A 26910-nucleotide genomic window follows, 5' to 3' on the forward strand; every position below is an offset into this window, starting at 1 on the left:
CCATCAGGTAAAATTTGCAATGAATGGTCAGCAACGCTGCCAAGTCGTCAGCGCTTACGCTGTCAGTACATGCATCCAGCATTATTACAAGAGTGCTAATCGTAACAGTTTTCACGTCATTTCATCAGGTAAGTACATTAATGTCTGCAATATCATCTTCAGAAATATCTTCTCTCCTTGAGCCAGTAAACGCATTTTTGCAATGTAATACGCCAGACGCATGGTTAGATGAAGCAAAGAAAGAAGAGAACCTTCGTATGCTACTTACCGACCACTTAATTTGTGAGTTAAAAGCTGCCCAGAGCGCAATGTACTTGCTTCGCCGCTATGTAGCAGATGAAGAAACCAGTAAAGTACTATTAGGCTGGCTTAAACCTTATGAAGACTTTACGTATAGACACGTTGGCGACTGGCAGTCTCTAAACACAAAGCATTTGTCAAAGAGCGTGTTCAATGTTGATGGCTTAGACAACGTTAAAAAAGACATGTTGGATAAGATGGTCATGTTGATTAAAGAAGAGCTGCACCATTTTTATCAAGTACTTGAGATAATGCATCGCCTTGGGTATGAGTATAAATCGGTAACCTCTAGTCGCTACGCTAACGGGTTGCTTAAACACGTTCGTACCTACGAGCCTGAAAAGTTAGTGGATAAGCTAATTTGCGGCGCTTACATTGAAGCGCGCTCTTGTGAGCGTTTTGCCAAGCTTGCTCCACATGTGTCTGATGAGCTAGGCAAATTCTATGTGTCGTTATTACGCTCCGAAGCCCGTCATTTTGAGGACTATTTGACCCTTGCCGCGGCGATTTCGCCCGTGGACATTACCGAGCGGGTTTCACTTTTCGGCGATGTTGAAAAGCAGCTTATTGAAAGCGAAGACTCTGAGCTTCGCTTCCATTCTGGAATGCCTGCCGCGGCCTAACATCATTGCTGATCTTTACTGGTGATACTCTGCCCCCGCGCTTAAACCAGTAGCTGTACCTGTGCCTTTACTTACAACGATACTTTGAATTTGGCGGCGTTATTGCCGCCCCCACCAAACAGATGATTATTTAGTCAATATTCATTGACGCCCGTGTGATCTTACTGCACACTAAAATTGTAAAAATATTGTTAACGGCAGTTAGCAGCGTGCTAAATTAAGTTCTTATGTAAGTTCTTATATAAGTTCTTATGTAAGCGCCAATGTAAGTTAGAAAACTGCAAGTTTGGAACTTACAGCTTCGAAAGCTGGAAAACTCGAGAACTTGGAAGCTAAAGATTTCAAAACTTGAGAAACAGCAAGCACGCTTTATGTATTTTGAGTCAATAACAGGCGGTCACTGGTTTACATATCAATAAACCGCTGTGTTTGCCTTACCGAGATCACTTTACTGTGTCCGCTATACTGCATTCACTTTAGGGTCAAACCTCACTGCCAAAACAATACACTCGTTCGTTTTTATACTAATAACGTTGTTAAGAAGGCAGGGACTATGATTCTCAATCACCTCATCGGTATCTACACTCATCCAAGAGAAGAGTGGCAGACAATTGATACTAAACACGAAAACTATTTTTACGCGCTTACCCATATTGCATTTATTGCACTTATTCCTTCTGTTGTCGCTTATTATTCAAGTGCCCATACTGGCTGGAGTATTGGTGCCGGCGACGTTATAAGACTTAGCGAAAACAGCGCTATTATGATGGGCATAGGTATGTACTTCGGTTTAATCGCAGGGGTAGTTGCTTTGGCGCTTTTAATTCATGAGCTTGCAAAAGCGTTTGACAGCTCGCCTACCTATACACAATCACTTGAACTTGCCGCTTACACAGCCACTCCCCTATTTATGGTAGGCCTAGCTGGTCTTTACCCCGAATTATGGGTGGTGATGACGGCACTGTTAGTGGGTATTAGCTACTCGGTTTATTTGCTTTATTCTGGCGTACCTATTCTTATGCATATGCACGAAGATAAGGGCTTTATCTACTCTAGCTCGGTGGTAACCTGCGGCCTTGTACTGTTAGTAATACTAATGACTGGTTCGGTGTTAGTATGGGGATTATCAGGCGGGCCTGTTTTTATTCACTAGCTTACTGATATTAGCAGATTTGAGGCTAGCGCTTTGAGGTTAACCCTGTGTACGCTATTTTTGGTTAATTTAATCCGCTATAAAGCTTAGGTGAAAAGACGTTATCGAATTAGCCATAAACACAAAAATGCCGCTTTTAAAGCGGCATTTTTAATGTTTTTTTCAGAGGATCATCTCTGCACAATGGCCTTCACAATACTATAAACAAGTCTGCAATACAGTATTCACGAAAGTACTCGTTAGCCCACTGATTAGTTAGAATCCATATTGTGAACATCTAAATTGCTAAGCTCAGCCTGCATAGTAGGCGCTTGATTCGATTTTTCGCCGCGAGACATGTCAATTCGCTCTAAATATTCTTGGTCAATATCTGCGGTAATATAGTTTCCGTCAAACACTGATGTTTCAAAACGCTGAATACTTTCATTTTCTTCACGAACCGCTTCTACTAGGTCTGATATGTCTTGAAAGATAAGGCCATCTGCCTGGATCAAGTCTGCTATTTGATCAATCTCACGCCCATAGGCAATGAGCTCGTTAGCTGATGGCATATCTATGCCGTACACATTAGGGAAGCGAATTTCTGGCGCTGCCGAAGCAAAATACACTTTTTTAGCACCCGACTCTCTTGCCATCTCAATAATCTGGCCTGACGTAGTGCCGCGAACAATGGAGTCATCGACTAGCAGTACGCTTTTGCCTTTAAACTCAGAGGATATAGCGTTTAGCTTACGGCGAACCGACTTTTTACGTAGCGTTTGACCAGGCATTATAAAAGTACGGCCAATATAGCGGTTTTTCACAAAACCTTGTCTGTAAGGTAAATCAAGGGTAGTAGCAATTTGCAGCGCTACATCCATCGACGTTTCAGGAATTGGGATTACTACGTCAATATCCAAATCAGACCATTCACGCTTAATCTTTTCACCGAGTTTTCGGCCCATATTTACACGTGACGCATAAACGGAAATGCCGTCGATAAAGCTGTCGGGGCGCGCAAAATATACAAACTCAAAAATACAGGGAGAGGTGATTGGGTTTTCTGCACACTGACGAGTATGCAACTGGCCTTCTTCGGTGATAAATACAGCTTCACCTGGCGAAACGTCGCGAACAAACTGAAAGCCTACTGCATCAATAGCGACACTTTCAGAGGCAACCATCCACTCTTCGCCCACTTCTGTCATGCGCTTACCTAACGCAAGGGGGCGAATGCCGTGGGGGTCACGGAAAGCAACAATACCCTGTCCGATGATGGCTGCAACCACCGCATAAGCACCGCGAATTTTCTTATGTACCTTTGTGACCACTTCAAAAATATGCTCGGCACTTACGCTTAAGCCAGCAACTTGCTGTAATTCATGGGCTAAGATATTGAGCAGTAGCTCAGAGTCTGACGTGGTATTGATATGGCGACGGGCAATGCGGAACACTTCCTGCTGAAGGTCGTGGGCATTGGTTAGGTTACCGTTATGGGCGAAGGCTATTCCAAACGGTGAGTTAACATAGAAAGGCTGTGCCTCTGCTGAACTTGATGTTCCCGCTGTTGGGTATCTAACATGCCCAATACCCATGTTGCCGGTTAAACGCTTCATATGGCGGGTGTGGAAAACGTCTCGCACCAAGCCATTGGCCTTGCGCAGGTTAAACATATTCTGATCGATAGTCATTATACCCGCAGCATCCTGCCCGCGGTGCTGAATAACCGTTAAGCCGTCATAAAGAGACTGAGCTACGGGGGTTTTACCAACTATTCCGACAATACCACACATGTGCGTTACCTATTTTAAACGGGATTTAAGAAACTGGATGAGCCTTTCACATATGTGAAGAACCACTCAATAATGACACCAAACTCAGGAATAAGTACCGACGCCTGCCACCACAGTGCGCTTGCTGCACCAGTGAAGGTATCCATAAAAAAGAGTAAAGCGCTAACAATGAGAACACCGCGCAATGCGCCAAATACAATGCCTAGCGCACGATCGGTGCCTGATAAGCCTGTGGCTTTTACTAGCTGATTAAACACATAATTAACCATGCCACCTAGTATAAGTGTAGAAACAAATAATGCCGCTATCGCAGCACCATTTTTAATGTAAGGATCGTCAATGGCAGTAAAGTAAATGGCAAGGTCGGCGTAAAAATTGCTCGAAATGAAGAGTGCAGAAAACCACACCACTAGCGAAATGGCTTCTTTAACAAACCCTCTAATAAGGCTTATTAAAGTCGATACCGCAATGATACCCAATATGGTGAAGTCAACCCAGTTCATTGTCTCTTTATTGCGTTGATGTTGCCTAAACTATGCTAGACAAAATGCCGTTGGCGAGATGGCGCGCATTCTAACAGAAGCCGAAAATATTACTAGTCTGTAGTAAACAGTCTGTGACAAATTAGCTCTTCCATTAGTACAAAAACGCGCCTTTAATTTTCAGGTTATTCTACTTTGAAGGTCGTAACCTTGCCCTTCAGATTTGTGAGTTCCTTTAAATGCGGCAGGGCCGACTCGAGCTTTTGTTTGTCTAAATCCGGACCAATAAATACTTTATTCAGCAAACCAGAACTGGTTTGTATTTTACGGCTAAATGCGCGATAGCCAGCACGCTCAAGCTTGGACAATAGGCTCTTTACATTCTTTTCGTGTCTGAAGCTGCCTAATTGAATAACCCACCCAGCGTCTTCTTCGGCCAGCTTATTACTAGCTTCTACTACAGTTTGGCTGGCAAGTTCGTCTTTAGGCTCAGGCAAAGAAGATGATGGTTGAGTGTCTTCGCTTGCTTGCAATTCGTAGGCCGGCAACTCTGCCGTCTCTTGGGACTCATATACATCATCCAGTGCTTCGGCTTCTTCAACTTCTACTTCTGGTACGGCGGCTCGTGCAACGCGCTCAGAAGGAAATGGCTCAGGCTCTACTATTGGCTTTATCGGTGGCTTTGCAGGCACTGAAACGAAAGGCTCTCGGTTCGTCTGTTTTTTGCCATCGAGAAAGTCAGGTAAGAAAATAACGGCAAGGGCCACTATGATAATGGTTCCTACCAATCTATTCTTTAATGCCGATGTCACTGCTGTCTCCTGCTTGAATGACTGCGCCCGTTCCCTTTAACAATTGAAAGGGCGAATTCGCGATTTATTGGCTTTGCTTTACAAGCACTTCTGCCACGGTAACAAATGATCCAAACACTAAAATAAGCTCATTTGCTTGATAATCTGCAAGTGCACTTTCATAAGCTAGGGTAACATTGTTGTATGTGGCTATATTCTCTATGGTTGTGCCGGCATTCACAAGGGCATTTTCAAGAACCTGCGCTTCACAGCCCCTAAAACCTTGGGTACTTGCAACGTACCAAGAAGCATTGAGTGACGATAAGGGTGCTAGCGTTTCAGCGATTGATTTGTCTTTCAACATCCCTACCACAACGCGATACTTATCGACCTTATACCGAGATAGCCACTCTTGCATTGACGCTGTGGCTTGAGGGTTATGCGCCACATCTACTACCACAAGAGGTTGCTCGCTTATTTGTTGCTGACGCCCCGGCATGGTTGTGTTGCGCAAAATACCTTGCAATGAAGTAGCGTCGGGTAATAAACCAAGCATTTCCAGGGCCGCTAATGCAGTGCTGGCATTTTGAAGCGGAATATTCGGGTAAGGAAGCTTTGCAAAAGTATGCTTTGCCCCTTTCCACTGCCATTCACTATGATCGGCTTCTACAGCAGCGGTGAAATCTTTTGTTGCCCAGCGAGCGTTCACCTGTAACTCATCGACAACGTCATACAATGTTGACGGTGGGAACAAATCCCCGATAACTGCATTGCCGTTTAACCGCATTATACCCGCTTTCTCACGAGCTATTTTTTCACGCGTATTGCCAAGCCAATCTTGGTGGTCGAGGTCAATGGTGGTAATCACAGCTAAATCGGGGTCGATAATATTTGTGGCGTCTAGCCTTCCACCCAAGCCTACTTCTAATATGGCGATATCCACCTGCCAATCTTGCATCATTTTCATTGCGGCAAGGGTGCTAAACTCGAAGTAAGTGAGTGTTATGTCGCCCCTTGCATTTTCTATAAATTCAAACGCATCAACAAAAGCTTGCTGTTGGGCAAGTTCACCATTAATACGAACGCGCTCACAATAATCAATAAGGTGGGGAGAACTGTACACTGCTACCGTTTTTCCCTGGGACAGCAACGACTGTTCGAGAAGACGGCATGTTGTGCCCTTGCCATTGGTACCGGCAACGGTAATGACAAGCGATTCACTAAGGTTAAGCAACATGGCGTTTGCCACGTCCTTCACTCTTTCTAACCCCATATCAATGGCGCTAGGATGAATTGATTCTAGGTAGGATAGCCATTGGCCCAGGCTTTTTTTATCACCAGGTGGCGTTTGCTCTGAGCCGATGTTTTTATTGTTTTCGTTATTCACTAATTTTTGTAATGCAACTTGGTCAACAAGCCGTGTAATTTATCACGCATATCTCTGCGGTCAACAATCATATCGATTGCGCCTTTTTCCACGAGAAATTCACTGCGCTGAAACCCTTCAGGAAGTTTTTCACGAACGGTTTGTTCAATAACGCGAGGACCCGCAAAACCAATTAAGGCTTTAGGCTCGGCAACGTTGACGTCACCCAGCATGGCTAAACTTGCAGATACACCGCCCATTGTTGGGTCAGTAAGTACTGATATATATGGCAAACCTTTCTTACTCATTTTGGCCAGTGCAGCAGAGGTTTTCGCCATTTGCATTAGCGACATAAGGGCTTCTTGCATACGCGCACCGCCACTAGCAGAGAAACAAATAAGCGGAGTATTGTTTTCGAGGCACGCATTCACTGCGGCAACAAACCGCGCACCAACTACTGAGGCCATTGAGCCTCCCATAAAAGCAAATTCAAAACACGCTACTACAACAGGCATGCCTTTCACTTTTCCTTGCATAACCACTAAGGCGTCTTTTTCATTAGTCGATTTCTGCGCCGCGGCAATACGGTCTTTATAACGCTTTGAATCTTTAAATTTCAATAAGTCTTGCGGTTCATGCTCAGCCCCAAGTTCAACACGGTCGCCCTCATCTAAAAACGCATCAAGACGGCGGCGGGCGGTAATGCGCATATGGTGGTCGCACTTAGGGCAGACTTCTTGTAATTTTTCTAATTCAGTTTTGTACAATACCGCCTGGCAAGAGCCACACTTCGTCCAAATCCCCTCAGGTACATTGCCCTTCGTTGAAGTTTGCGTGCGCGGAAGTATTTTTTGAATCCAGCTCATGGAAATTGAATCCTTTGTTTAGACTGCCGGTATTTGTTTTTAATCTTGAGTACCAGCAATACATTAATTTATGTCTTTGACAATGTTACAAGAAAAAATGCGTAACCTGAAAAAGCAGCTATCTAATATAGCGCGCTATTAGACCACAATACAACGAAATGGAAAAAACAAAACTGGTCTAAGAAGTTAGCTCGGACCAGTTTTGATTGTGTGGTAGCTGTATTTAAGCAGTCAGCTTATAGTGTGGCATTATAACGCTAAATGTGAGCTTGAGCTTTGTGCCTTGGTCCTAGGCTTCAGCGCTAGAATTATGCATAAGGTTCTAACGTTAGCTTTCCGGCAAGAATAGTGGACCAAGCGGCCCTTTGGGAAGCCTATGTTCATCGGGATAAGTCACATCTACAAGATAGAGACCATTGGGCTTTGCCGTAGAGGCTGCCTTGCTTCTGTCTTTTAGTGCTAATAATTCCTTGATCCATTCAACAGGTTGTTCCCCTGCCCCAATTTCAACCAGCGAGCCGGTAATATTGCGCACCATGTGATGTAAGAAAGCATTCGCCTTTATATCAATAATGACATAGCGCCCCTGTCGATAGACATCCACATTTGTTACGTTTCTAAAGGGGGTTTTGCTTTGGCACAGAGAAGCTCTAAAAGACGTGAAGTCTTGCTCGCCGAGTAACGCTTGAGCAGCCTCATGCATTTTTGCAGCATCTAACGGCTTGTGAACGTGAGTTACACCGTGATTCAGTATTGCCGGTCGCACTTTATTGTTGTGGATAATGTACCTGTAGCGGCGGTGTGTAGCAGAAAAGCGAGCATGAAAATTATCATCGACATCTTGTGCCCAAGTTACGGCGATAGAGTCTGGCAAGTTGGCGTTAACACCTAGAGTCCAAGCGCGTTCAGCGCGAGAGACATCGCAGTCGAAATGAACCACCTGCCCTGTGGCGTGCACACCGGCATCGGTTCTACCTGCACACTGAACTTGAATTGGCTGATTAGCCACTTTTGATAAGGCTTTTTCAAGATGCTCTTGGACACTGGGCACTTCTCGTTGGCGTTGCCAACCAAAAACAGCAGCACCGTCGTATTCAATCCCTAAAGCAATTCGCCCCATGATTTTGCTACCTCTTAACTAAAAGCCGCTAAGTGTAGTCATATGGCACTTAACATGCAATCCTATGACACTTAACACGCCTTCACGCGGCACGTAACAAGCAGTTAGTCGATGGACTTCAAGATAGTGTCAGCTTCCTGCTTTTGTTCTTCGTTTCCCTCTCGCATGACTTCTTCTAAAAGCTCCTTTGCTGCTTCTACATCATCCATTTCAAGATAAGCACGCGCTAAATCTAGGTTCGCGTTTTGTCCCGCATCTCTATCAATATCGATAACGGAATCTGTATCGCTAACGCCTGTAAAGTCAGATAGACTGACGTCTAAATCAAGAGGCTGACTATCAGGGTCAGTGAATGTTGCATCATCCCCGTCATCCATAAGGGCTTCCACATCTAAAAAGTCTTCAGTTTCTTTGTTATCGCCACCCATCTCAATAGAGGGCACATCACTGAGCAGCGCTTCTAAATCAAGATCTGGATTGTCTAACTTTAGCGCTTCTTTATTTCCCTGATCTATCGCTTCTAGCGAAGAATCTTCTGAGCTATCATTTTCGCCAATATCATCGATGTCGATATCAGGCAATGATAGGTCATCCAGCTCGCTGTCATCATCATCTAATTCAAATGCACTCTCTAACTCAAATTCATCACCCTCGAGGTCTAAAGCGTCATCATCCAGCGCGAATGTATCGTCTTCTTCTGCTGGCTCGCCGGTTGATTCATCGGTACTAGGACCATCCTGTGCTGCCTTAGAAACTGGTTGGCTCTGTGATTCTTGTGATGCATCACCAGATTGTTCACTGTTTTGATCAGTATTCGAATCTGCAGGAATATCTGCCTCTAAGCTTTCAAGTAATTCGTCAAACTCGGCACTATCTAATTCATCGAAAATCTCTTCATCTTCAATATCGCCATCACTTTCACCAGACAGCCAATCATCAAGACCAGGCACATCGCCCAGCTCGTTAATATTGTCATCGCTTTTTTCTGAGTCAGCTGAGTCGTTTGATTGCTCTTGTTGTTCAGGTTGTTGCTGAAGTTCAGACTCTTTGTTTTTATTTGGCTCTTCGCCATCAATTTCTTGCTCCAGCGAAAACGCGTCTACGTCGTCGAATGCATCATCAAGAATACTATCGTCATAGTCATTTTCGTCCTGCTCTTTTGAAGACTCGGATTCGGTTCCTTCAGGCTCAGCAGGCTCACTTTCTGTTGAATCGGGCTCGGTTGAATCAGGCTCTGGGTCTCCAAATGAGGGAATATCGTCCATCATGTCTTTTTCGAAGTCGTTTAACGCATCATCTAATGGGTCTTGTGAAGGCTCTTGTTTCGCTGATGGCTCTTCTTCCGCTGATGGCTCTTCTTCCGCTGAAGGCTCTTCTTCCGCTGAAGGCTCTTCTTCCGCTGAAGGCTCTTCTTCCGCTGAAGGCTCTTGTTCCGCTGAAGGCTCTTGTTCCGCTGAAGGCTCTTGTTCCGCTGATGGCTCTTCTTCCGCTGAAGGCTCATTTTCCGCTGAGGGCTCATTTTCCGCTGAGGGCTCTTCTTCGGCTGATGGCTCTTGTATATCATCAGAGCTTGAGCTTTCAGATTCTAATTCTGCAAGCAATTCATCAGTTAACGGGTCGCTTATTTCTTGTTCAAAAGCAGCGTCATCATCTAAGTTGGCAGGGTACGGCTCGCCCTCATCGTTGCCCTCGCTTTCTATATTGTCTTCAGGCTCTGGCTCTAATTCTGCCTCTAGCTCTGCTAATAGGTCATCAGAAAGCGAATCATTAAAGTTTTCCTCTTGAGGGGCGGCCTTCTCTGTATCAGACTCATCCTCATCAGGCATTTCGCTTTGTAGCTCGGCAATTAGCTCATCGGATAATGGGTCTGAGAAATCGTCGGCGTTTTCTATATCGTCGACTTTAATATCATCATTTACAAAGTCGTCACTCTCTAGACTACTGTCATCAAGCGCTTCATCTTCAACATCATCACTTAAAATTTCGTCAAGATCGTCAGTAATAGAGTCAAAGCTTTGTATTGATTGAGGCGAAGGTGCTGCTGTTGTAATTTCTTCTTCTAATTCGTCCTCGTCAAAGTCTTCATCGTCATCAAGCCCGCCCATCATTTCAATTTGCTCAATTTCATTGAGTAAATCGTCGGTAATTTTATTTATTTCTTTGTCTTGTTGATGTATCTCGTCGTCGAGTTTTTCGAGCATTTCTTCATCAATGAGATCATCTTTGCTGTCTAATTCGTCAGTCAGTGAAGTATCTGGCGCGTTTTCTTCTAGCAGATCGTCAATGCTGATTTCGGGCTTTTCGTCTTCATCGTCAACAGTAGGTCGTGACGCCGTTTCTGTAGCACTATCTAATAAATCGTCAATATCGTCTTGTGATGCATCGCCCCCACTGTTTTCAAGCAGCGCATCTATGTCATCTACATCCACATCTTCGTTCGCGGAAGAGTCGTCTTCGCCGAACAGGTCTAATATATCGTCAGGGTCTACTTCTTCTGATGAGTCCTCTTCTGATACCTCCTCTTCTGCTGAAGCCTGGCTTTGAACATCATCTAACAAATCGTCAATATCAAAATCATCGTCTGAAGAAGATGTGCTGTCTTCAGCGTCAGTACCTTCTGTATCATCAGAGTCATCATCACTGTCGCTGCTTTCATTAAACAGATCATCGTCTTCAGATAAGTCGATACCGTCTAAACCTTCAGTTTCATTTTCATTCAGCACTTTGTCAGACAAATCGTCATCATCGAATAGACTGTCTAGTTCACTTTGATCAAGCTCATCATCACCCGCTTCGAATAAGTCGTCTGTATCATCATCTGGTACCAACAAATCGTCTTCGAGGTCGGCAAAGTTTTCAAGCTCGTCGTCTAAGCTTTCTTCTAGGTCTGATGTTAATACGTCATCGAGCAAGTCGTCGTCGTTAAATAGGTCGTCGTCAGTGAGTTCGTTACTGTCACCTAAGTCGGGCGCAAGGGCGCTTGAAAGATCGCCTAAATCGCTGTCGGGAACAGGCACATCGTCATCGTCGCTCAGTGTATTTTCCGGTGCTATTGGCGATTCTTCAGGCTTACTGTTGCGCTTGAGCAGCCATGCAATAAGCCCCCCAACTAACAGCAAAGACAGCAGCGCGGTACCTATTAGCAAGCTAATAGGGCTCATCAACTTGTTTACAAGGGAGTCTTGTTTTTCGGCGGCTCTTTGCGCCTGCTCCGCTTTCATCATATCAAGCAGCTGTTGCTGTAACGCCACTTGCGTGTCTAGCTGTTCTTTTACGTCGCCCTCTACTTGCCCTCTTAACGATTCAAGTTCGCCGTTTACCGCTTCAACCCGTTCATATAATTTTCTGTTTTCATTAAGTATTTCTTGAACGTTTTCAAGTGACGCTGCGAACTGCATGCGCAGCTCGTCAAACTGACGGGTTTGTTCTGCATCTAAACGCGTTATTTTTTTCTCGATGTCAGTTTGCGTTTGTGAAAGGTCGTTTTGATTGACAAGTGGTGAAGACGGTTTGATATTTTTGACACTGCTACCCGGTTTATTAAGGGCTTCAGCAAAGGCACGCTCATCTTGCTCGGCGCGCAATTGGGCCTGCTCTTTACTGATGCGTGCTATGTAACGCTCTGAAGGAAGTTTGAGCGTTGCGCCATTAACTAGCAGGTTAAGGTTACCGTTTTCAAAGGCATCGGGGTTCAGCTCGTAAATCGCTGTCATAACCTGATACACGCTAAGATTATTGTTCTGTCTGTAGCGCTCGGCTATGCGCCAAAGCGTATCGTTAGAGTCGATGGGACCGTATTCAAGGCCAGAGAATTGATCGCTAGCGTCTTTCGGTCCTTTCAATAAGGTCGCTGTTTCTTGCGCATTTACTGAAGAGATAGGGGCACACAAACAAAATGTGAGTACGAGTAAGCCCGTCAAATGCAATTTCATAGCAGTCCTATATGCCCTCAAGCGTCTTTACCACCCTTTTAGGTTGATGGATTTTTGCGCCAACTTATCTTATCTAAAGCGTGCTGGCTTTTATTTTTATTTTCAATTTCGGGTCGTCATTCACAGTGAATGGCGATCTAAATGTTGTCTTGGTCATTTGCCTAATACAAAAAAGAGCAAATGGCTTCGCTAAGTGTCTGACTGAATACTAATTTTCGCAAGTTTAAAAGCCCAATCTTTAGACTATAAACCAGTTAACCAGGGCAATCTAGTAAGCGGTGCCGTTTTAGCGGTATTTTCACTCAATGCGTGCTGAGTGCCCTTTTCTTACCTGACAGTTCAAAACCACTCGCTTGGAACATTCTAATTTGGAACATACCGGTATAACGAGTAGCGAGTACTTCTCATAGTGTCATATCGGCAAGTAGTGAAAAATGTTTATTATTTACTTACCGATACAACTGCCTATCTAGGGCCTAACGTTATCTAGCGCTTACGGCCCCCCTGTTACTGTGATGCTACTGTGCTGTTCCTGTGATAGCACTGTGCTGCTACATATAGTCGCGAATGAGCGTTTCTGCTATCTGAATACTGTTTGTAGCAGCACCTTTTCGAATGTTATCCGACACTACCCAGAGGTTTAGGCCGCAAGGATGCGTAATATCATTTCTTATACGCCCCACATGCACCATATCATTCCCGCTGGCACTGCTAACCTGTGTTGGAAACTGTTCTGCACTTTCGTAAAGGGTTACGCCTGGTGCATCAGCAAGCAACTGCTTAACCTGCTCTGCATCAATGGGGGAATGCGTTTCTAAATGGATAGCCTCAGCATGACCGTAAAACACAGGCACACGCACTGCCGTTGCGTTCACTAAAATGCTATTGTCGCCCATTATTTTCTGCGTTTCCCACACCATTTTCATTTCTTCTTTAGTGTAATCATTATCTTGGAACGCATCTATTTGAGGAATAGCATTAAACGCAATTTGACGACTAAAAGCATCGGGTTTCACTTCACGAGCATTCAGAAGGCCAGCAGTTTGCTTTGCTAGCTCTTCCATGGCGTCTTTACCTGCGCCAGACACCGATTGATATGTGCATACGTTAATGCGTGATATACCCACTGCGTCTTGAATTGGCTTTAACGCCACCATCATCTGAATAGTGGAGCAGTTAGGATTAGCAATAATGTTGCGATTGCGAAAATCAGCGAGAGCGTGTGCGTTTACCTCTGGCACCACTAAAGGAATATCGGGGTCGTAACGAAATTCCGAGGTATTGTCGATAACAATACAGCCCTCTTCGGCCGCTAGCGGCGCAAATTTAGCTGATATGCTGCCGCCTGCTGAGAAAAAACCAAATTGGACACGTGACCAATCGAATTCATCAGCATCTTCAACTTCAATATCCTCGCCTTTAAAAGATACTGTGCTGCCTGCAGAGCGTTTACTAGCTAAAGGGTATAAACGGTTAATCGGAAAGCCACGCTCTTCCAATAGCTCAATCATCGTTTGCCCCACTAAACCTGTTGCGCCAAGAACGGCAACGTCAAACGCTTGCGACATAATGTTTTCTTCTCCTAATTTTGGTAAACGCTTTATGCGTTCATGTAATATGGTGTCTAAATTATGGGTATAACGACACTTTCATCAGCATTGCTGTTAATTAAAGTGTGTAGTACAGCTTTGCAATAAATTCGAATTAAACGCCTCTATTCTTGCTCAAGCTGTATAGAAAACCCAAGGCATTCAAAGGTTTTCATAATTTCCTTACTGGTGTTATTTGGCACTATTAATATGTGCGCACTGCACTCTCTTCGCACCCGATACTGCTTTCGTAATGCGGCAAAGTGCGCGCTTACGTTTTCGCTTTGCGCATTATCGTTTGCCATTTGTACTTTTTCTAAAGACTGTCTCATGTCTTTGTCGTCAATTGAGATATCGTAGATGCGGTGAAACACATCAATTAAATCCTCAACAGATAAACACGTTGCCGTTGGGTGTTGTAACGCAACCCTGATAGGCGGAATTGACTGTAGGAAATCAGACAGTGTCTTAGTCGCTTTTTGGCCGGTGCGGTGGCAAATTTGCTCGTATATCATCTGAGTACCGCGTACTTTACCCTCAACAGAATGACCCGCTATATGCGGCGTAACAAACCAGCAGCATTCGAAAAGACGGGTATCGATAGCAGGCTCGTTATTAAAAACATCAAGTACCACGGTTGGTGCGTTTGGTGACGCTAAACGAGCGTGCAAAGCGAGTTCGTCTATGACTTCGCCGCGACAGGCATTAATGAGTAACTGATGATCATTAAGTAGACGTAAAAATGTACTATCAATCAAATTACCCGTTGGATAAGGCCCGCCACGTACAAACGGCACGTGCAGCGTAATCACATCGCAACCGGCAATGTCATCCATTCCTACAAACGCTCTTTTATCTCCTGCTTCTTGAAGCGGCGGATCGCACAGCTTGTAACGCACGCCGATAGCATCGAGCAATACAGAAAGTGCAGTACCCACATTACCTGCGCCCACAATACCTACCGTTGCCGAGTATAAATCCAGCTTTTTGCTTTTTTGGGCATGCAGCAATACGCTTAGAACATATTCTGCAACCGCCACAGCATTGCAACCAGCGGCTGAACTGTGCGCTATATTGTTAGCGTCTAAACAGGCCTTATCGATGTGATTGGTTCCAGCGGTGGCGGTAGTAACAAACTGAAGTTTGTTTGCATCTTTAAGCAGCTCAGGCGTTACCTTTGTGGTAGAGCGAAGGGCTAAAATATCGATATCAGCAAGGTCGCTTGCCGCTAAATTTTGCCATGCGTAGGTGCTTACCTCTCCTACATTATGGAGGTAGCTTTCGCCAAATGGGATAGTGTCTTCAAGAAGTATTTTCATAGCCACAAGTTTACCCCAAAATAGGGCGATAGTAACCCAATTAGACGGGTAAACTTGTGCTCACGCTTTGCGCTGAGTGCGCTAGGCGTTTTTTTAATCGAACATTTTTCTTCAGGCTTGCTTTAATCAGAAAAAGGTCGTTTGTTGTGCTTCTTTATTTAGGCGTCAAAGCCTGGGAAACGTCTTTCTACTCTGCGCTTTATACCAGGCCATGCCAACGAACCACCAGCCTGTTTTGTGACTTGGGCTGCCTGAGCTTTAATCCCCTGCAGTATTGCAGAGTGGATAGGAATAAGCTTTTGGCCTGTGGCCTGGGCTTTTAACTGAATTTCGCAGGCTCGCTGCATAATAAACATAAATAGGAATGCGTCTGCGATGGTATCTGCACAGGTTAGCAAACCATGATTGCGCAAAATCATAAATTGGGTATCGCCCAAATCTCTTACTAAGCGTGCTTTTTCATCGGGGTTTAAGGCAACGCCTTCATAGGAATGATAAGACAGCGACGCCAGCGGAAATAGCGATTGCTGTGAATAGGCCTGAAGCCCGTCTTCGAGTACTGATACTGCAACGCCCTCTGTAGTGTGAAGGTGCATGACGCACTTTGCATCATCGCGGGCTTCGTGCACTGCACTGTGAATGGTAAACCCTGCAGGATTAATGTCGTACTCACTGTCCATCACTTTATTGCCGTGCAGATCGACTTTTACCAAGCTAGATGCCGTTACCTCGTCGAACATCATTCCATATGGATTAATAAGAAAATGATGCTCTGGTCCGGGCACACGTGCAGATATGTGAGTAAAAATAAGGTCGTCCCAGCCATACATGGCCACAGCTCGATAACATGCGGCTAAATCTACACGGGTCTGCCACTCTTCTTCGCTCACCTGAGACTTTACAGATTCACTCATAACTCACCTCAAATAGTGTTGTAATTTTTTGCTACCTTACCCCTGAAAACCGGTATAAACTGTCGTTACAACGACATTGTAATAATTTTGTTAAATGGAACATTTCAAACCTGTACTAACAAGCTCTTCTTGGTTTTCGTCGCTACCCGCACTTTTACAAAGCGAGCTATTGGGCAAAACGCGACTTAAGCACTTCAAAGCGGGTCAACAGCTTCATGCGAAAGGCGAGGACGGCGTTGGTTTTTACGGAATATGTGAAGGACGACTTCGCGTAACCACGATTGGTGTGGATGGCAGCGAGATGCTATTTGCACTATTAGGCCCGGGGACGTGGTTTGGAGAAATATCTATGTTCGACAACCTTCCACGCACCCACGATAATTTCTGCGAAACCGACAGTACTATTGCCGTTATCCCTAAAAATGCGTTTAACGAACTGCTGAAAAAATTTCCAGAACTGTACCCTTATTTCGCTAGGCTACTTTGCGCAAGAGTTCGAAGCGCGTTTCAGTTTATCGATTCAAGTACAGGGTTGAGTTTGAAGCATCAATTGGTAAAGCGGCTTCTAATGTTGACTACTAGCTACGGGCAGCACGTGCCTGAAAACAGCGCCATTACATTAACACTATCTCAAGAGTCACTGGCGCAAATGATAAATAGCTGTCGACAAACCGTGAATCGGCTGTTAGGTGAGCTGCAGCAAGAAGGCCTCGTTTTATTACACTACGGTAAGATAACTATTCCCAACCCCGACAAACTGTTTCACGACTACAGATTTAGGTAGCCGCAAAATAACGGGGTTATTTATGGTACATAAAAAATGGGGCATGAAAAATAGTGCATAAAAAAATCCCCCAAGAACGATTAAGCTCGTTGGGGGATTTTTATTAGGCCGTCTGAACTACAACATTGCTTTTATTAAAAGCACAAACCGTTTTAGCGGTTGTAGCGCTGCATAACTAAGGTAGCATTTGTGCCGCCAAAGCCGAAGCTGTTAGACATAACCGTATTTAGCTGAGCGTCTCTTGCCTCAGTAACAATATCAAGGCCTTTGGCTGCGTCATCTAGCGTGTCGATATTGATTGACGGTGCGATGAAATTGTTTTGCATCATAAGCAAACTGTAAATAGCTTCGTTGACACCAGCAGCACCTAGCGCATGGCCAGTGAGAGATTTCGTTGCACTGATGGGCACGCCCGATGAGCCAAACACTTCCTGAATAGCCGCTAACTCTTTTACATCACCAACAGGCGTTGATGTGCCGTGAGTGTTTAGGTAGTCAATTGGACCGTCTACGTTTTGCATCGCCATTTTCATACAGCGAATAGCGCCTTCACCTGAAGGAGCGACCATGTCGAAGCCGTCTGAGGTAGCGCCGTAACCGGTTACTTCGCCGTAAATTGTCGCGCCACGAGCGAGAGCGTGCGCAAGCTCTTCAACAACAACCATACCGCCGCCACCAGAGCTAACAAAGCCATCTCGTGCTGCATCATAGGTACGAGAGGCTACCGATGGGTTGTCGTTGTACTTTGAGCTTAGTGCGCCCATAGCGTCGAACTGACTTGAGAGCGACCAATGAAGCTCTTCACCGCCACCGGCAAACACTACATCTTGTTTACCAAGCTGAATAAGCTCTAGTGCGTTACCAATACAGTGTGCACTTGTGGCACAGGCTGATGCGATTGAATAGTTAACACCGCGAATTTTAAACGGTGTGGCTAAACATGCAGACACCGTAGACGCCATGCATCGTGGAACCATATATGGCCCTACGCGTTTAACCCCTTTTTCGCGAAGAATATCAGCAGATAGCACTTGGTTTTCAGAAGACGCACCGCCAGAGCCGGCAATAATACCTGTGCGATCATTTGAAATATCACTTTCTTCAAGGCCAGAATCTGCAATAGCCTGCTGCATGGCAACATAAGCGTATGCAGCCGCATCACCCATAAAGCGCATGGCTTTGCGGTCGATGTGCTCTTTTAAGTCAATATCAAGATTACCCCACACCTGACTGCGCAGGCCCATCTCGGCGAACTGCTCTGAAAATGTGATCCCAGACTTACCTGCTTTTAGTGATGCAAGTACGTCCTCTTTATTTACGCCGATGCTCGATACAATACCGAGACCGGTGATAACTGCTCTTCTCATAGTTTACCCTTTGCGTTGATGCGGCATATGTTAACGATTTTACGGAATAAAGTGGTCTGCTTTGCACTTCAACGCAAAACCCTTTTTTATGAACACCTGTAACGGTTAAATCCAATCCCCGCACCTTGATTGTTAATGCGTTACTTCTATCGGTAACGCTGTCGCTGTGTAAACAGCTTGTACTTAAGGTAGCATGAAACTTCGGCTTAGAATATCGCACTGCCTCAACGCTGTAAGAAAATGAAAAAGCTTTCATTAACGCTTTTATACACGCTGCACATCACAATTTGTTAGGCAATGGCTAACGCGCTTTAGATAAATTAAAAACTTTTACGGTAAAGTTTTTTGAGGCCTTGTAGAATATAGTTCAGGCAAGTGACGCCATTATGACACGCAGAAACACAACGAAATACATAGCTTAAGAAGAGGTTAGATAAGTAGTGAAGTCTAAACATGCGCAAGTACATTTTAATGAAAACGGCATACCCATTGCCGATCATTTTGATGACGTTTATTTTTCTAACGACAGTGGCATTAATGAAACCCAGCATGTTTTTATAAAAGGTAATGACCTTCATCAGCGCTGGGCGTTATGGGATAAACCACACTTTACTATTGCTGAAACCGGTTTTGGTACTGGTTTAAACTTCTTGGTAGCCATGCATGAATTTAAGCAGTTTAGACAGGCAAACCCTCACCACCCTCTCAAGCGGTTGTTTTTTATCACTACCGAAAAGTACCCACTACCAAAGGCCGATATTCAGCGTGCGTTATCAACGTTTCCGTCGCTACGGGCCGAAACAGAGGCATTAATAGCGCTATATCCGATGGGGCTTGACGGGTGCCATCGGCTGCATTTTACTGCATTTGATACCACCCTAGACTTGTGGATAGGCGATGTGCATCAGTTACTTGGGCAATGGCATTCACCAGAAGAAGGGCTTGTAGATGCATGGTTTTTAGATGGGTTTGCGCCAAGTAAAAACCCTGACATGTGGACCGATGCCTTGTTTTCACAAATGGCTAGGCTGTCAAAAAATGACACCACATTTGGTACCTTTACGGCGGCGGGTATTGTAAAGCGTGGGTTGGCCAATGTTGGATTTGTGATAAACAAACGCGCAGGATTTGGTCGCAAACGAGATATGCTTACCGGTTATTTTCAACTTACATCGGCAAGTGAAAATGAGAACATCAATTTAGAAACGGTGGTGCAGCCATCACCTGAGCCAGAGCGCCAATATTCTACTCAGTCTGTACCTAAAGCCACACAAAAAAAGCCTTCTCAGAAATGGCGACTGCCAGAGGGGCCTTATTATCGTTACAGCAATGCCCCCCTCAAAGAAGATAGCCATGTTGTTGTGGTGGGTTCTGGCCTTGCGGCTGCAACAATGTGTTTGGCACTAACTAAGCGCGATATTCGCGTAACGCTTTGCTTTGACGGCGATAGTCTAGCACAAGGCGCTTCGGGTAATCCTCAGGGTGGCTTCTACCCTCAGCTTCATAGTGAAGCGAGTATCGCCAGTCGTTTGCAGGCCCACTGCTTTTTATATGCAAGAGATTATTACGACAGCGTTAACAGCAATATTCAATTGCAAACCAGTACCGAAACTATCACTAAAGCAAACGATAAAAAGCCCACAAAAGAAGAGAATAAATACGATTTTTGTGGCGTTATTCAGCTTCGATTTAATGACAAAGTGGGTGTACGACAAGCGAAATTGGTGAACGACGACGTGTGGCCTTCAGAGCTTATTAGGCACGTAGACAGTGAAGAAGTACGCCGTATTGCTGGGGTTGATTTACCCTATGAAGGTTTGTTTATTCCCAAAGGCGGATGGTTGTCGCCCCCGCAACTTGTTAGCGATATTATCGATTTGGCCAAGACAACAGGAAAGCTAACGCTTAAACCCAACCATTGTTATGTGTCTCATACTAGCGATGGAGACGTTGAATTTACGCATGGTAAGAGCATAAAGGCAGATCATGTGGTGCTTGCATTAGGCGCGGGAGCCGTGGGCACAGATGCATTCGATAGTCTTCCTTTGCGGCCTGTGCGAGGACAGGTTGAAGCCATTGCATCACAACAACCTATTGACGCATTAAAAACAGTGCTTTGCCACAAAGGGTATATGACCCCTGCTATGGAAGGACGCCATGCACTGGGCTCTACCTATGTGAAAAATGATTTGGCCGTTGAGCCTCGCGAAGAAGAAAGCGAGCAAAACCTCGCTACTCATGAACAGGCTCTTGCGAACACAGATATAGTGAGCCAACTAAAGCATGACGGTACGGCGAGAGCGGCGACGCGACTTGGCTCGCCAGATCATCAACCTGTGGTTGGCGCACTGCATAATTTTAAAACGCTAAAACAAGAGTATGCCGATTTAGGCGTAGGAAAACCCTTTCAACAGGTGAGTACGTTACCGCAGAGCAATGTGTCTACATTAAGTTGCTTAGGCTCAAGAGGCCTCACTACTGCCCCACTTTTAGCCGAAGTATTGGCAAGCACATTGTTAAGAGAGCCACTACCGCTGAACAACGATTTACTTAATGCGGTTAACACCTCACGCTTTATGGTGCGTGAGGCCGTGCGCGGCGAGTTCTAAATTTACTCATTGATGAATGATGGCGCTTCAACACGCGCCATCTTATTCAGATCCATTACGATAAACGCTGGGATATACACATTTGCGCTGGCAACAATTTGCTTGTTTTGCAGTGAAACGATCCTGGCATTCACTCTAACGCCTCTATCGTCTTCAATGATGGTGCCCGTTACTACATGGTCCATCTCAACGCTTTTGGCCAAACGCTTACCGCTACGCGACATCACAAAGTCGCCCTGCGGCGTCACTGTTATGCCATCAGTCAATTTAAAATCGACGATGGCTAAGCCAAAGTCTTGCAGTTCAGTGATCAAGTATTCAGATAATTGGTTGCCCAGCACTGTACTGTCGCTTAGCCCCGCATTTAAACGTACAAAACTCGCAATACCCACAGTGTGCTGCTGAGTGAGTTTTGTGGCGTTGCCCATTAGCTCCATCGCCAACTGCGACGCGTAATCGTTTAATGCTTTGTGGGTTTTAGCAGGAAAAAAACCTGAATGAATAGGGTCTTTATACCCAGGGTTTACCGCAACATGTTGCTGATACTCTCTGTCTCTAGAGTCTGGGGTGTAAACCAGACCAGAGCGACTTGGTACCGAAACAGGCTCTGCATCATGGGTAATTTCACCGTCTTCGCCTAACCAAAACGAACCGATTGATTCCGTGCTTGAGCACCCCGTTAGTGTTAAAACGCTTGATACAGCTGCAATAGAAAAAAACGCTGTTAGTTTCATCATTAGCCTCGGCTTAACTTTACGCCATCCCGCATGGTGCTGCTCTCGCTACCATCGCTGGGTATAAGAGCATCGACCACGTAAAATGGCACAAGCATTTGTGCGCTAGCTACTACTGCGCGAGACTCCATTCCTAAGATGCGAGCATTAACTAATACACCGCCTTGATGCTTAGTCATGGTGCCCGTTAATACATACTCAATAGGCAGGCTACTGCTAAGTTCGAGATAATCGCGGCTTAATACAAAGTCGCCACCCTCGGTAATGCGAATATACTCAGTAGCTTTAAAATCGATAACCGGCACGCGAAACTTATGCAGCTCATGCACAAACGACTCAGCCATTTGTCGGCCTAGTAAATCCGTTTGCTGAAGGTCTGTGTCTAATAACGCAAAGTGTGTAACGCCAATGGCCGTTTTGTTGTTTACGTATTCCATATTGGCAATGAGATCTTGCGTCATATTCTTTACGTAATCGCCAATATGTTTAGTTAACGGGCGGCCTTTATATGCACCCTGTACACTTGAATACAGTGGCGGCTGACCAATGGCGCCATAGGCATCCATCCCCTGCTCTTGTGTCTCGTCATCAGCTTTGCGAGGCATTGCAGGCGCGCGATCTTCAGCTGTAATATCTATAACATTCATTGCTGGACGCGCAGGTACCTGTTCTGCTACTTCTTCATCGCCCATCATCATAGAACAGCCACTAAGGCTTAAAAATGATGCGGATAGAATATAGGCTACCGAGCTATTAAATTTTTTCATGGGCTTACCTTACACCTTCAGTTCTGTACAGCTTTCCATTGCGGGTTGTGACTTGCTCTTTTTGCCAAAAAATTTCCGCAGGAAAGAAGCGTGTAGCAGCAGCAACAATATCTTTATTTCGGGCATCAATAACGCGGGCGTTTACCATGGCGCCAGACTCTTGGTACACCATAGTACCGGTGATGTAAAAATCGACCCGTTCAATACCCGAGAGGTTTTCGATATCCCGTGTCAGGATCCTATCGCTTTCTTCACTAACAATTATATCGTTCGATAACTTAAATTCTTGAGTAGAAAAGCCTCTTTTTGTGGCCTCTGTTATCATTCCCTGTTCGAGCTGATGGCCGAGCAACATGAGAGGGTGTTGGTGTTCAGCGTTATATTTCATTGTATCGACCGGAACGAAACCAACAACTGCATAGCGAGATTGGCGGGGTGTGCGCACATCTGAAAACAGCTCGTTGGCCAGCATGTATGTGTAATATTCCACATTGCCTAACGCAGAAATGGAGGGGTCTGACTGAATTCTCTGTGCATTGTCGTTACTTGACGATGAGCACCCCGTTACGGCAACGGCTATTGCAGCACTCATTGCAACAACTTGCGCAGCACTTCTGTATGCCTTGATGTTAAGCGGTTTAAACATAATACGTTTCCAAATAAAGCGCGGTTTCGAATAACGCCAGGTTTTAGTGTTATCAACCTGCCCGTCAAAAAAGCGGCGAGGATGGACTAAATCAGTACGTAATACCCTACTATTAACGTTGTATAGCAATTTTTACACCAAGGTTTTTACGCTTTTTGTTGATGTGAATTGGTACAAATGACATGGAGTGAGTGGGATAAAGGGCGGCCATGGTAATGACAATTCGCCAAGCGACATCGAAGTGAACAGAAAAAGCGGAGAAAAAGGAACTGGTTAGCGGAAGATATTTGCCGCCTAAAAGACGCAAAGTCAAAATAGAATTACACAGTCTCTTAGCAAAACTTGATCACAAAGCTTCTTAACAACGCTTCTTGATAAAAGCTTCTTAAAAAAACATCTCATAAAGCACATTGCGTTAGTATTGTATTGGCAATAGCGAGCAAGCATGTTGTTATAGTGCCAACGCAAAGCGAATTCTATCGCTAGTAGAATTTCAACGCTTATACAGGCAATAAAGGGTTTAACGAATGTCGAAAACAACGGTTAACTGGGGAATATTATCAACAGCGAGAATTGCCCATACATTTGCAAAAGACATTGCGCACTGTGAAAGCGCCAAGTTAGTGGCAGTAGGCTCTCGGCACCTCGATAGCGCGCAAGAATTTGCAGCAGCGCACGGTATACCTCATGCGTACGGCAGTTATGAAGATTTACTCAACGACCCACATATTGATGCCATATACATTGCCACCCCTCATACCCTTCATGCAGACAATGCGATAGCCGCACTTAAGGCGGGCAAACATGTGTTATGTGAAAAGCCTGCTACGACGTCACCGGAAGAGTTAGAGCGTATTATAAGCGTGGCGAAAACAGAAGATCGGTTTTTCATGGAGGCCATGTGGACCTACTTCTTACCAGCAATTAATGAGGCGCTAGCGTGGGTTAACGCCGGCCGAATAGGCAAACTGCTTCACGTTAAAGCTAGCTTTGGATTTACCATGCCCTACTCTGCTACAAGTCGAGAGTATGCCCGTGAGTTAGGAGGCGGGTGCTTGCTAGATATGGGGATATACCCTATTGCTTTAGATGCGCTTTTTAATACAGATGATGCGCCCTGTGTGGTACTAAACAGCGATGTAGCACCAAATGGCGCTGACAACGATGTACTTTGGATGTATCGATATAACGAAGTTGTGTCGGTGCTACACAGCAGTTTTAAAAGCAACTTAGGAAATGACGCGCTTCTTATTGGCACTGAAGGAACCATAAAGATACCGGACTTTTGGAAGGCAACAGAATGCATACTCTATAAAGGATTAGAGGAAGAAGCGCATTTTTCGGATGAACGCAAAGGCAGCGGGTTTGAGTTTGAAATAACCCACGCCTGTGAGCACATTTTAAGTAAAACCCACGAATCTGATGTGATGCCCTTCTCCGTATCGCGTAGGTTTCAAAAGCGTTTGCGCGGTGTTAGCGAAAATATTAAGCGTTAGCGACAAAACACGATACGAGAAATTTAAGCCTTCTTAGACAAACAATATAACTGTATACAAACACAGTAACTGCAAATTTGATTCAGACGAAAAATAAAAAGGACATTTTCCGCTTTTCGCCCCTGAACGATTTATAAGAAAGCGTAGGATGTTGATACAAATGCAGTTATGTGCGAAGGTAGTGGGATTATTTTGGTGATATACGGAAATTTTCCACCTTGCATAAAAGATTTTTTCCGTACATTAAATTGTTATGTTAGCTGCCTTAAGGGAATTTGGCATGAAAAGATTTTTGAAATTTTTATGGCATTCAGGCGCTGCCATATTTTGGTTGTGCGCAGTTCTGTATATAGGAGCAACTTCAATTGGCATGTTAATGGCCACTGCATGTTCTTGGGACGAAGTTGAAGAGTTGTATTCGCCCAACGGAGAATATCGAGCATACGTGTTACTGGCGGGTTGTGGCGGTTTTAGTACTCCATCAACTCAGATATACGTTGAGCGCGTAAAAAATAGATCCTTGTCACCTTTTACAATTAATGAGACTGGTCAATTAATAAGGTTAAAAGGTAGGCCGGACCAAGTAAGCTATCAGATTACTTGGAAAAGTAACGAGGAATTTGTAATCTCAGGTTTCGATTTCGAAAAAATGATGGCTTTCGAAAATCAATCTTGGGGTTCAAACCTACCAAGAGTCTATTTTGAAATCGCCGGCAGCTAACAACACAATAAACCCACTCACTTCGTTCGCTGGGACGCATACACGCAGGGCGGCTTCGCCATTATGCCCTACGTGCCTGCGCCCGTTATTGAAAAGTTTCCTAGAGGTAATTTTTGCCAGTAAATATTTACAACAGTGATAATTCAGAGAGGGTTGCTTGGCTAAGTGATGATTCCTGGGAACTTCCAACTCAAATAGATGATTTGGAGACGTGGCTCATAGAAAACCAGCACACGTTACCAACTGGTAAGTATGTTGCGGATGTGGGATTTGATATTCGAAAAGATGCATGCGGAGGAGGTGCCGTTTTGAGCACAAAATCTATGGAAATAATGGCAAAGCTAGGTATTGAGTTATTTTTATCAGAGTACCCAGATACAGAGTAAATGAAACATAACAAACCAAGTAAGCGGGACAATAACACGTGGGCTCCCGTCACTTCGTTCCGTATTATAGCCCACGTGTAATTGCCCCTTCTTGGGGTGTTAGAAGGCGTCAGCCTAAACTACGTTTGGCTTAATACAAATAACAGTTCAACCGCCCTCACCTGCTGTTTCAAAAATCGCTCTGGCTTTTGGTGGTTTTAACTTCGCCGCTTCAACTTCACAGGTTGCGCAATAGGCGCTTTATCGCCAAGTTCTTATTTTCAGTCAGCAAGCGCCATTGCACTTGGTAATTCATAGGGCAGCTTGCTTCAGTCAAATCAAAAACATCACCGCACCGTCGTTTTACTTGTTTGTGTTAATAATCAATCGTATGCTGGCTTTATTAGTTTTTAAAAATGCCAAGGGAACAGGCTCTGCTTCTAACAAAGCGCTCAAGTTCACTCCCTTCGGTCGCTGGGACGCTAACACGCGGGCTGACTCACTTCGTTCGGATTTTAGCCCACGCGCTAGCGCCCCTTAGCTTAAAGTTATATGCCATAAGGATGTAATGGACATAAATTTTCCCAAACACCAGAGAGTCGCTCAATCAGTTGCTCTTTTCGTGTTACCTGCTTTTTGTGTGCTAGTTGTCTCAATGCTATATGGCCTAAACCTCTGGTTATCAGCTTTTCTTTCTCTTTTAGCTATTGCTGTTATATTCTTTTTTAAAATCTATCGCTATAGGCGACACCATTCAAAATTCTTAGATAGTTTCGGGAAAAGCATCAAAAATTCATACTTCTATCAGTCAGAATATGCAATTGGCGCAGTTCCTTTTGCAAACAAGTTTTTGTCATGCTCTGCTAGAATCGAAGGGGACAATTTGTTGTTTGGGCGGTCTAGACATTTTAGGTCAGTCGAGTTGGAAAAAATAATCGATATAGAAATACTTACATGTTTGGGCCACGAAGTAGCCAAATTAGAAATTGAAGATAGTAAAGATGATCACCCTTTATTTATTCCTTGGTCACCTTTATTGGCAGAAAAGGTAAAGTTCAGCAATGGCATATAACACATATGAGCCTCCGGGCTGTCAATGAAAAAAGATAGCCCTTTGACCGCTATTTCAAGATCAATACCGTTGCCTTTTTAGAACTCGTTTACTTCGTCTGTCATGGTTGATGTTAGGCAAAT

General features: G+C 44.7%; 22 protein-coding genes. 8 read left to right on the plus strand and 14 right to left on the minus strand.

Annotated features, from left to right (window positions below; translation table 11 throughout):
- The first annotated feature begins 140 nt into the window (after positions 1 to 140).
- Both miaE and O9X84_RS17635 read left to right on the plus strand, forming a co-directional pair.
- On the plus strand, positions 141 to 923 hold the full coding sequence (gene miaE / locus O9X84_RS17630; RefSeq protein ID WP_269520993.1) for a tRNA isopentenyl-2-thiomethyl-A-37 hydroxylase MiaE: 783 nt from the start codon (positions 141 to 143) through the stop codon (positions 921 to 923).
- Positions 924 to 1476: 553 nt separating this feature from the next.
- A complete protein-coding gene (locus O9X84_RS17635; protein ID WP_269520994.1) occupies positions 1477 to 2076 on the plus strand; it encodes a Yip1 family protein in 600 nt (199 codons plus the stop codon).
- A gap of 251 nt (positions 2077 to 2327) precedes the next feature.
- Here the strand turns inward: O9X84_RS17635 and purF are convergent, their stop codons facing one another.
- From purF to O9X84_RS17685, 10 genes are all read right to left on the minus strand, one after another.
- A complete protein-coding gene (purF, locus tag O9X84_RS17640) occupies positions 2328 to 3848 on the minus strand; it encodes an amidophosphoribosyltransferase (protein ID WP_032096729.1) in 1521 nt (506 codons plus the stop codon).
- 14 nt (positions 3849 to 3862) lie between these two features.
- On the minus strand, positions 3863 to 4351 hold the full coding sequence (locus tag O9X84_RS17645; protein ID WP_269520995.1) for a CvpA family protein: 489 nt from the start codon (positions 4349 to 4351) through the stop codon (positions 3863 to 3865).
- 164 nt (positions 4352 to 4515) lie between these two features.
- A complete protein-coding gene (locus O9X84_RS17650) occupies positions 4516 to 5142 on the minus strand; it encodes an SPOR domain-containing protein (RefSeq protein WP_269520996.1) in 627 nt (208 codons plus the stop codon).
- Positions 5143 to 5206: 64 nt separating this feature from the next.
- Positions 5207 to 6508: a bifunctional tetrahydrofolate synthase/dihydrofolate synthase gene (folC, locus tag O9X84_RS17655; RefSeq protein ID WP_269520997.1), complete on the minus strand. Its 1302-nt coding sequence runs from the start codon at positions 6506 to 6508 to the stop codon at positions 5207 to 5209.
- On the minus strand, positions 6508 to 7353 hold the full coding sequence (gene accD, locus O9X84_RS17660) for an acetyl-CoA carboxylase, carboxyltransferase subunit beta (RefSeq protein WP_269520998.1): 846 nt from the start codon (positions 7351 to 7353) through the stop codon (positions 6508 to 6510). The genes folC and accD overlap by 1 nt, the downstream gene beginning before the upstream one ends.
- 328 nt (positions 7354 to 7681) lie before the next feature.
- On the minus strand, positions 7682 to 8473 hold the full coding sequence (gene truA / locus O9X84_RS17665) for a tRNA pseudouridine(38-40) synthase TruA (RefSeq protein ID WP_269520999.1): 792 nt from the start codon (positions 8471 to 8473) through the stop codon (positions 7682 to 7684).
- Positions 8474 to 8577: 104 nt separating this feature from the next.
- Positions 8578 to 12405, minus strand: a complete 3828-nt coding sequence (locus O9X84_RS17670; protein ID WP_269521000.1) for a FimV/HubP family polar landmark protein — start codon at positions 12403 to 12405, stop codon at positions 8578 to 8580.
- A 551-nt stretch (positions 12406 to 12956) separates the two neighbouring features.
- Positions 12957 to 13973 carry an aspartate-semialdehyde dehydrogenase gene (locus O9X84_RS17675; protein ID WP_269521001.1) on the minus strand — a complete coding sequence of 339 codons (1017 nt, stop codon included), beginning with the start codon at positions 13971 to 13973 and terminating at the stop codon, positions 12957 to 12959.
- Positions 13974 to 14119: 146 nt separating this feature from the next.
- Entirely contained in the window at positions 14120 to 15313 is a 1194-nt protein-coding gene (locus tag O9X84_RS17680; protein WP_269521002.1) for a 4-phosphoerythronate dehydrogenase, read from the minus strand.
- A 158-nt stretch (positions 15314 to 15471) separates the two neighbouring features.
- Positions 15472 to 16227, minus strand: a complete 756-nt coding sequence (locus O9X84_RS17685) for a class II aldolase/adducin family protein (RefSeq protein WP_269521003.1) — start codon at positions 16225 to 16227, stop codon at positions 15472 to 15474.
- 94 nt (positions 16228 to 16321) lie between these two features.
- Between O9X84_RS17685 and O9X84_RS17690 the strand changes: the two genes are divergently transcribed.
- A complete protein-coding gene (locus tag O9X84_RS17690; protein ID WP_269521004.1) occupies positions 16322 to 17011 on the plus strand; it encodes a Crp/Fnr family transcriptional regulator in 690 nt (229 codons plus the stop codon).
- Between the two features lie 152 nt (positions 17012 to 17163).
- Here O9X84_RS17690 and fabB read toward each other — a convergent pair whose 3' ends face one another.
- The gene (fabB, locus tag O9X84_RS17695) at positions 17164 to 18378 is read right to left on the minus strand and encodes a beta-ketoacyl-ACP synthase I (RefSeq protein ID WP_269521005.1); all 1215 of its coding nucleotides are present in this window, start codon (positions 18376 to 18378) and stop codon (positions 17164 to 17166) included.
- A gap of 440 nt (positions 18379 to 18818) precedes the next feature.
- Between fabB and mnmC the strand changes: the two genes are divergently transcribed.
- Positions 18819 to 20987: an FAD-dependent 5-carboxymethylaminomethyl-2-thiouridine(34) oxidoreductase MnmC gene (gene mnmC, locus O9X84_RS17700; protein WP_269521006.1), complete on the plus strand. Its 2169-nt coding sequence runs from the start codon at positions 18819 to 18821 to the stop codon at positions 20985 to 20987.
- 2 nt (positions 20988 to 20989) lie between these two features.
- On the opposite strand, the gene O9X84_RS17705 is transcribed toward mnmC, so the two are convergent.
- From O9X84_RS17705 to O9X84_RS17715, 3 genes are read right to left on the minus strand one after another with little or no spacing between them, the layout of a single operon-like run.
- The gene (locus O9X84_RS17705; protein WP_269521007.1) at positions 20990 to 21724 is read right to left on the minus strand and encodes a FlgO family outer membrane protein; all 735 of its coding nucleotides are present in this window, start codon (positions 21722 to 21724) and stop codon (positions 20990 to 20992) included.
- Positions 21724 to 22488, minus strand: coding sequence for a FlgO family outer membrane protein (locus O9X84_RS17710; protein WP_269521008.1), 765 nt, complete (start codon positions 22486 to 22488; stop codon positions 21724 to 21726). Before O9X84_RS17710 ends, O9X84_RS17705 begins: the two co-directional genes overlap by 1 nt.
- Positions 22489 to 22492: 4 nt before the next feature.
- A complete protein-coding gene (locus tag O9X84_RS17715; RefSeq protein ID WP_442864559.1) occupies positions 22493 to 23080 on the minus strand; it encodes a FlgO family outer membrane protein in 588 nt (195 codons plus the stop codon).
- A 581-nt stretch (positions 23081 to 23661) separates the two neighbouring features.
- On the opposite strand from O9X84_RS17715, the gene O9X84_RS17720 reads away from it, so the two are divergent.
- From O9X84_RS17720 to O9X84_RS17735, 4 genes are all read left to right on the plus strand, one after another.
- Entirely contained in the window at positions 23662 to 24630 is a 969-nt protein-coding gene (locus O9X84_RS17720) for a Gfo/Idh/MocA family protein (RefSeq protein ID WP_269521010.1), read from the plus strand.
- 280 nt (positions 24631 to 24910) lie between these two features.
- Positions 24911 to 25351 carry a hypothetical protein gene (locus O9X84_RS17725; RefSeq protein WP_269521011.1) on the plus strand — a complete coding sequence of 147 codons (441 nt, stop codon included), beginning with the start codon at positions 24911 to 24913 and terminating at the stop codon, positions 25349 to 25351.
- A 113-nt stretch (positions 25352 to 25464) separates the two neighbouring features.
- Positions 25465 to 25737, plus strand: coding sequence for a hypothetical protein (locus O9X84_RS17730; RefSeq protein ID WP_025256685.1), 273 nt, complete (start codon positions 25465 to 25467; stop codon positions 25735 to 25737).
- 547 nt (positions 25738 to 26284) lie between these two features.
- The gene (locus O9X84_RS17735; protein WP_269521012.1) at positions 26285 to 26788 is read left to right on the plus strand and encodes a hypothetical protein; all 504 of its coding nucleotides are present in this window, start codon (positions 26285 to 26287) and stop codon (positions 26786 to 26788) included.
- The last annotated feature ends 122 nt before the right edge of the window (positions 26789 to 26910 follow it).

It is taken from the genome of Alteromonas sp. BMJM2, from assembly GCF_027257845.1.
GTDB lineage: Bacteria > Pseudomonadota > Gammaproteobacteria > Enterobacterales > Alteromonadaceae > Alteromonas.

Bases quoted from the DNA above. Each gene is read 5' to 3' on its own strand.
- miaE (WP_269520993.1), top strand. From the start codon at position 141: ATGTCTGCAATATCATCTTCAGAAATATCTTCTCTCCTTGAGCCAGTA.
- O9X84_RS17635 (WP_269520994.1), top strand. From the start codon at position 1,477: ATGATTCTCAATCACCTCATCGGTATCTACACTCATCCAAGAGAAGAG.
- purF (WP_032096729.1), bottom strand. From the start codon at position 3,848: ATGTGTGGTATTGTCGGAATAGTTGGTAAAACCCCCGTAGCTCAGTCT.
- O9X84_RS17645 (WP_269520995.1), bottom strand. From the start codon at position 4,351: ATGAACTGGGTTGACTTCACCATATTGGGTATCATTGCGGTATCGACT.
- accD (WP_269520998.1), bottom strand. From the start codon at position 7,353: ATGAGCTGGATTCAAAAAATACTTCCGCGCACGCAAACTTCAACGAAG.
- truA (WP_269520999.1), bottom strand. From the start codon at position 8,473: ATGGGGCGAATTGCTTTAGGGATTGAATACGACGGTGCTGCTGTTTTT.
- O9X84_RS17670 (WP_269521000.1), bottom strand. From the start codon at position 12,405: ATGAAATTGCATTTGACGGGCTTACTCGTACTCACATTTTGTTTGTGT.
- O9X84_RS17675 (WP_269521001.1), bottom strand. From the start codon at position 13,973: ATGTCGCAAGCGTTTGACGTTGCCGTTCTTGGCGCAACAGGTTTAGTG.
- O9X84_RS17680 (WP_269521002.1), bottom strand. From the start codon at position 15,313: ATGAAAATACTTCTTGAAGACACTATCCCATTTGGCGAAAGCTACCTC.
- O9X84_RS17685 (WP_269521003.1), bottom strand. From the start codon at position 16,227: ATGAGTGAATCTGTAAAGTCTCAGGTGAGCGAAGAAGAGTGGCAGACC.
- O9X84_RS17690 (WP_269521004.1), top strand. From the start codon at position 16,322: ATGGAACATTTCAAACCTGTACTAACAAGCTCTTCTTGGTTTTCGTCG.
- fabB (WP_269521005.1), bottom strand. From the start codon at position 18,378: ATGAGAAGAGCAGTTATCACCGGTCTCGGTATTGTATCGAGCATCGGC.
- O9X84_RS17705 (WP_269521007.1), bottom strand. From the start codon at position 21,724: ATGATGAAACTAACAGCGTTTTTTTCTATTGCAGCTGTATCAAGCGTT.
- O9X84_RS17710 (WP_269521008.1), bottom strand. From the start codon at position 22,488: ATGAAAAAATTTAATAGCTCGGTAGCCTATATTCTATCCGCATCATTT.
- O9X84_RS17715 (WP_442864559.1), bottom strand. From the start codon at position 23,080: ATGAGTGCTGCAATAGCCGTTGCCGTAACGGGGTGCTCATCGTCAAGT.
- O9X84_RS17720 (WP_269521010.1), top strand. From the start codon at position 23,662: ATGTCGAAAACAACGGTTAACTGGGGAATATTATCAACAGCGAGAATT.
- O9X84_RS17725 (WP_269521011.1), top strand. From the start codon at position 24,911: ATGAAAAGATTTTTGAAATTTTTATGGCATTCAGGCGCTGCCATATTT.
- O9X84_RS17735 (WP_269521012.1), top strand. From the start codon at position 26,285: ATGGACATAAATTTTCCCAAACACCAGAGAGTCGCTCAATCAGTTGCT.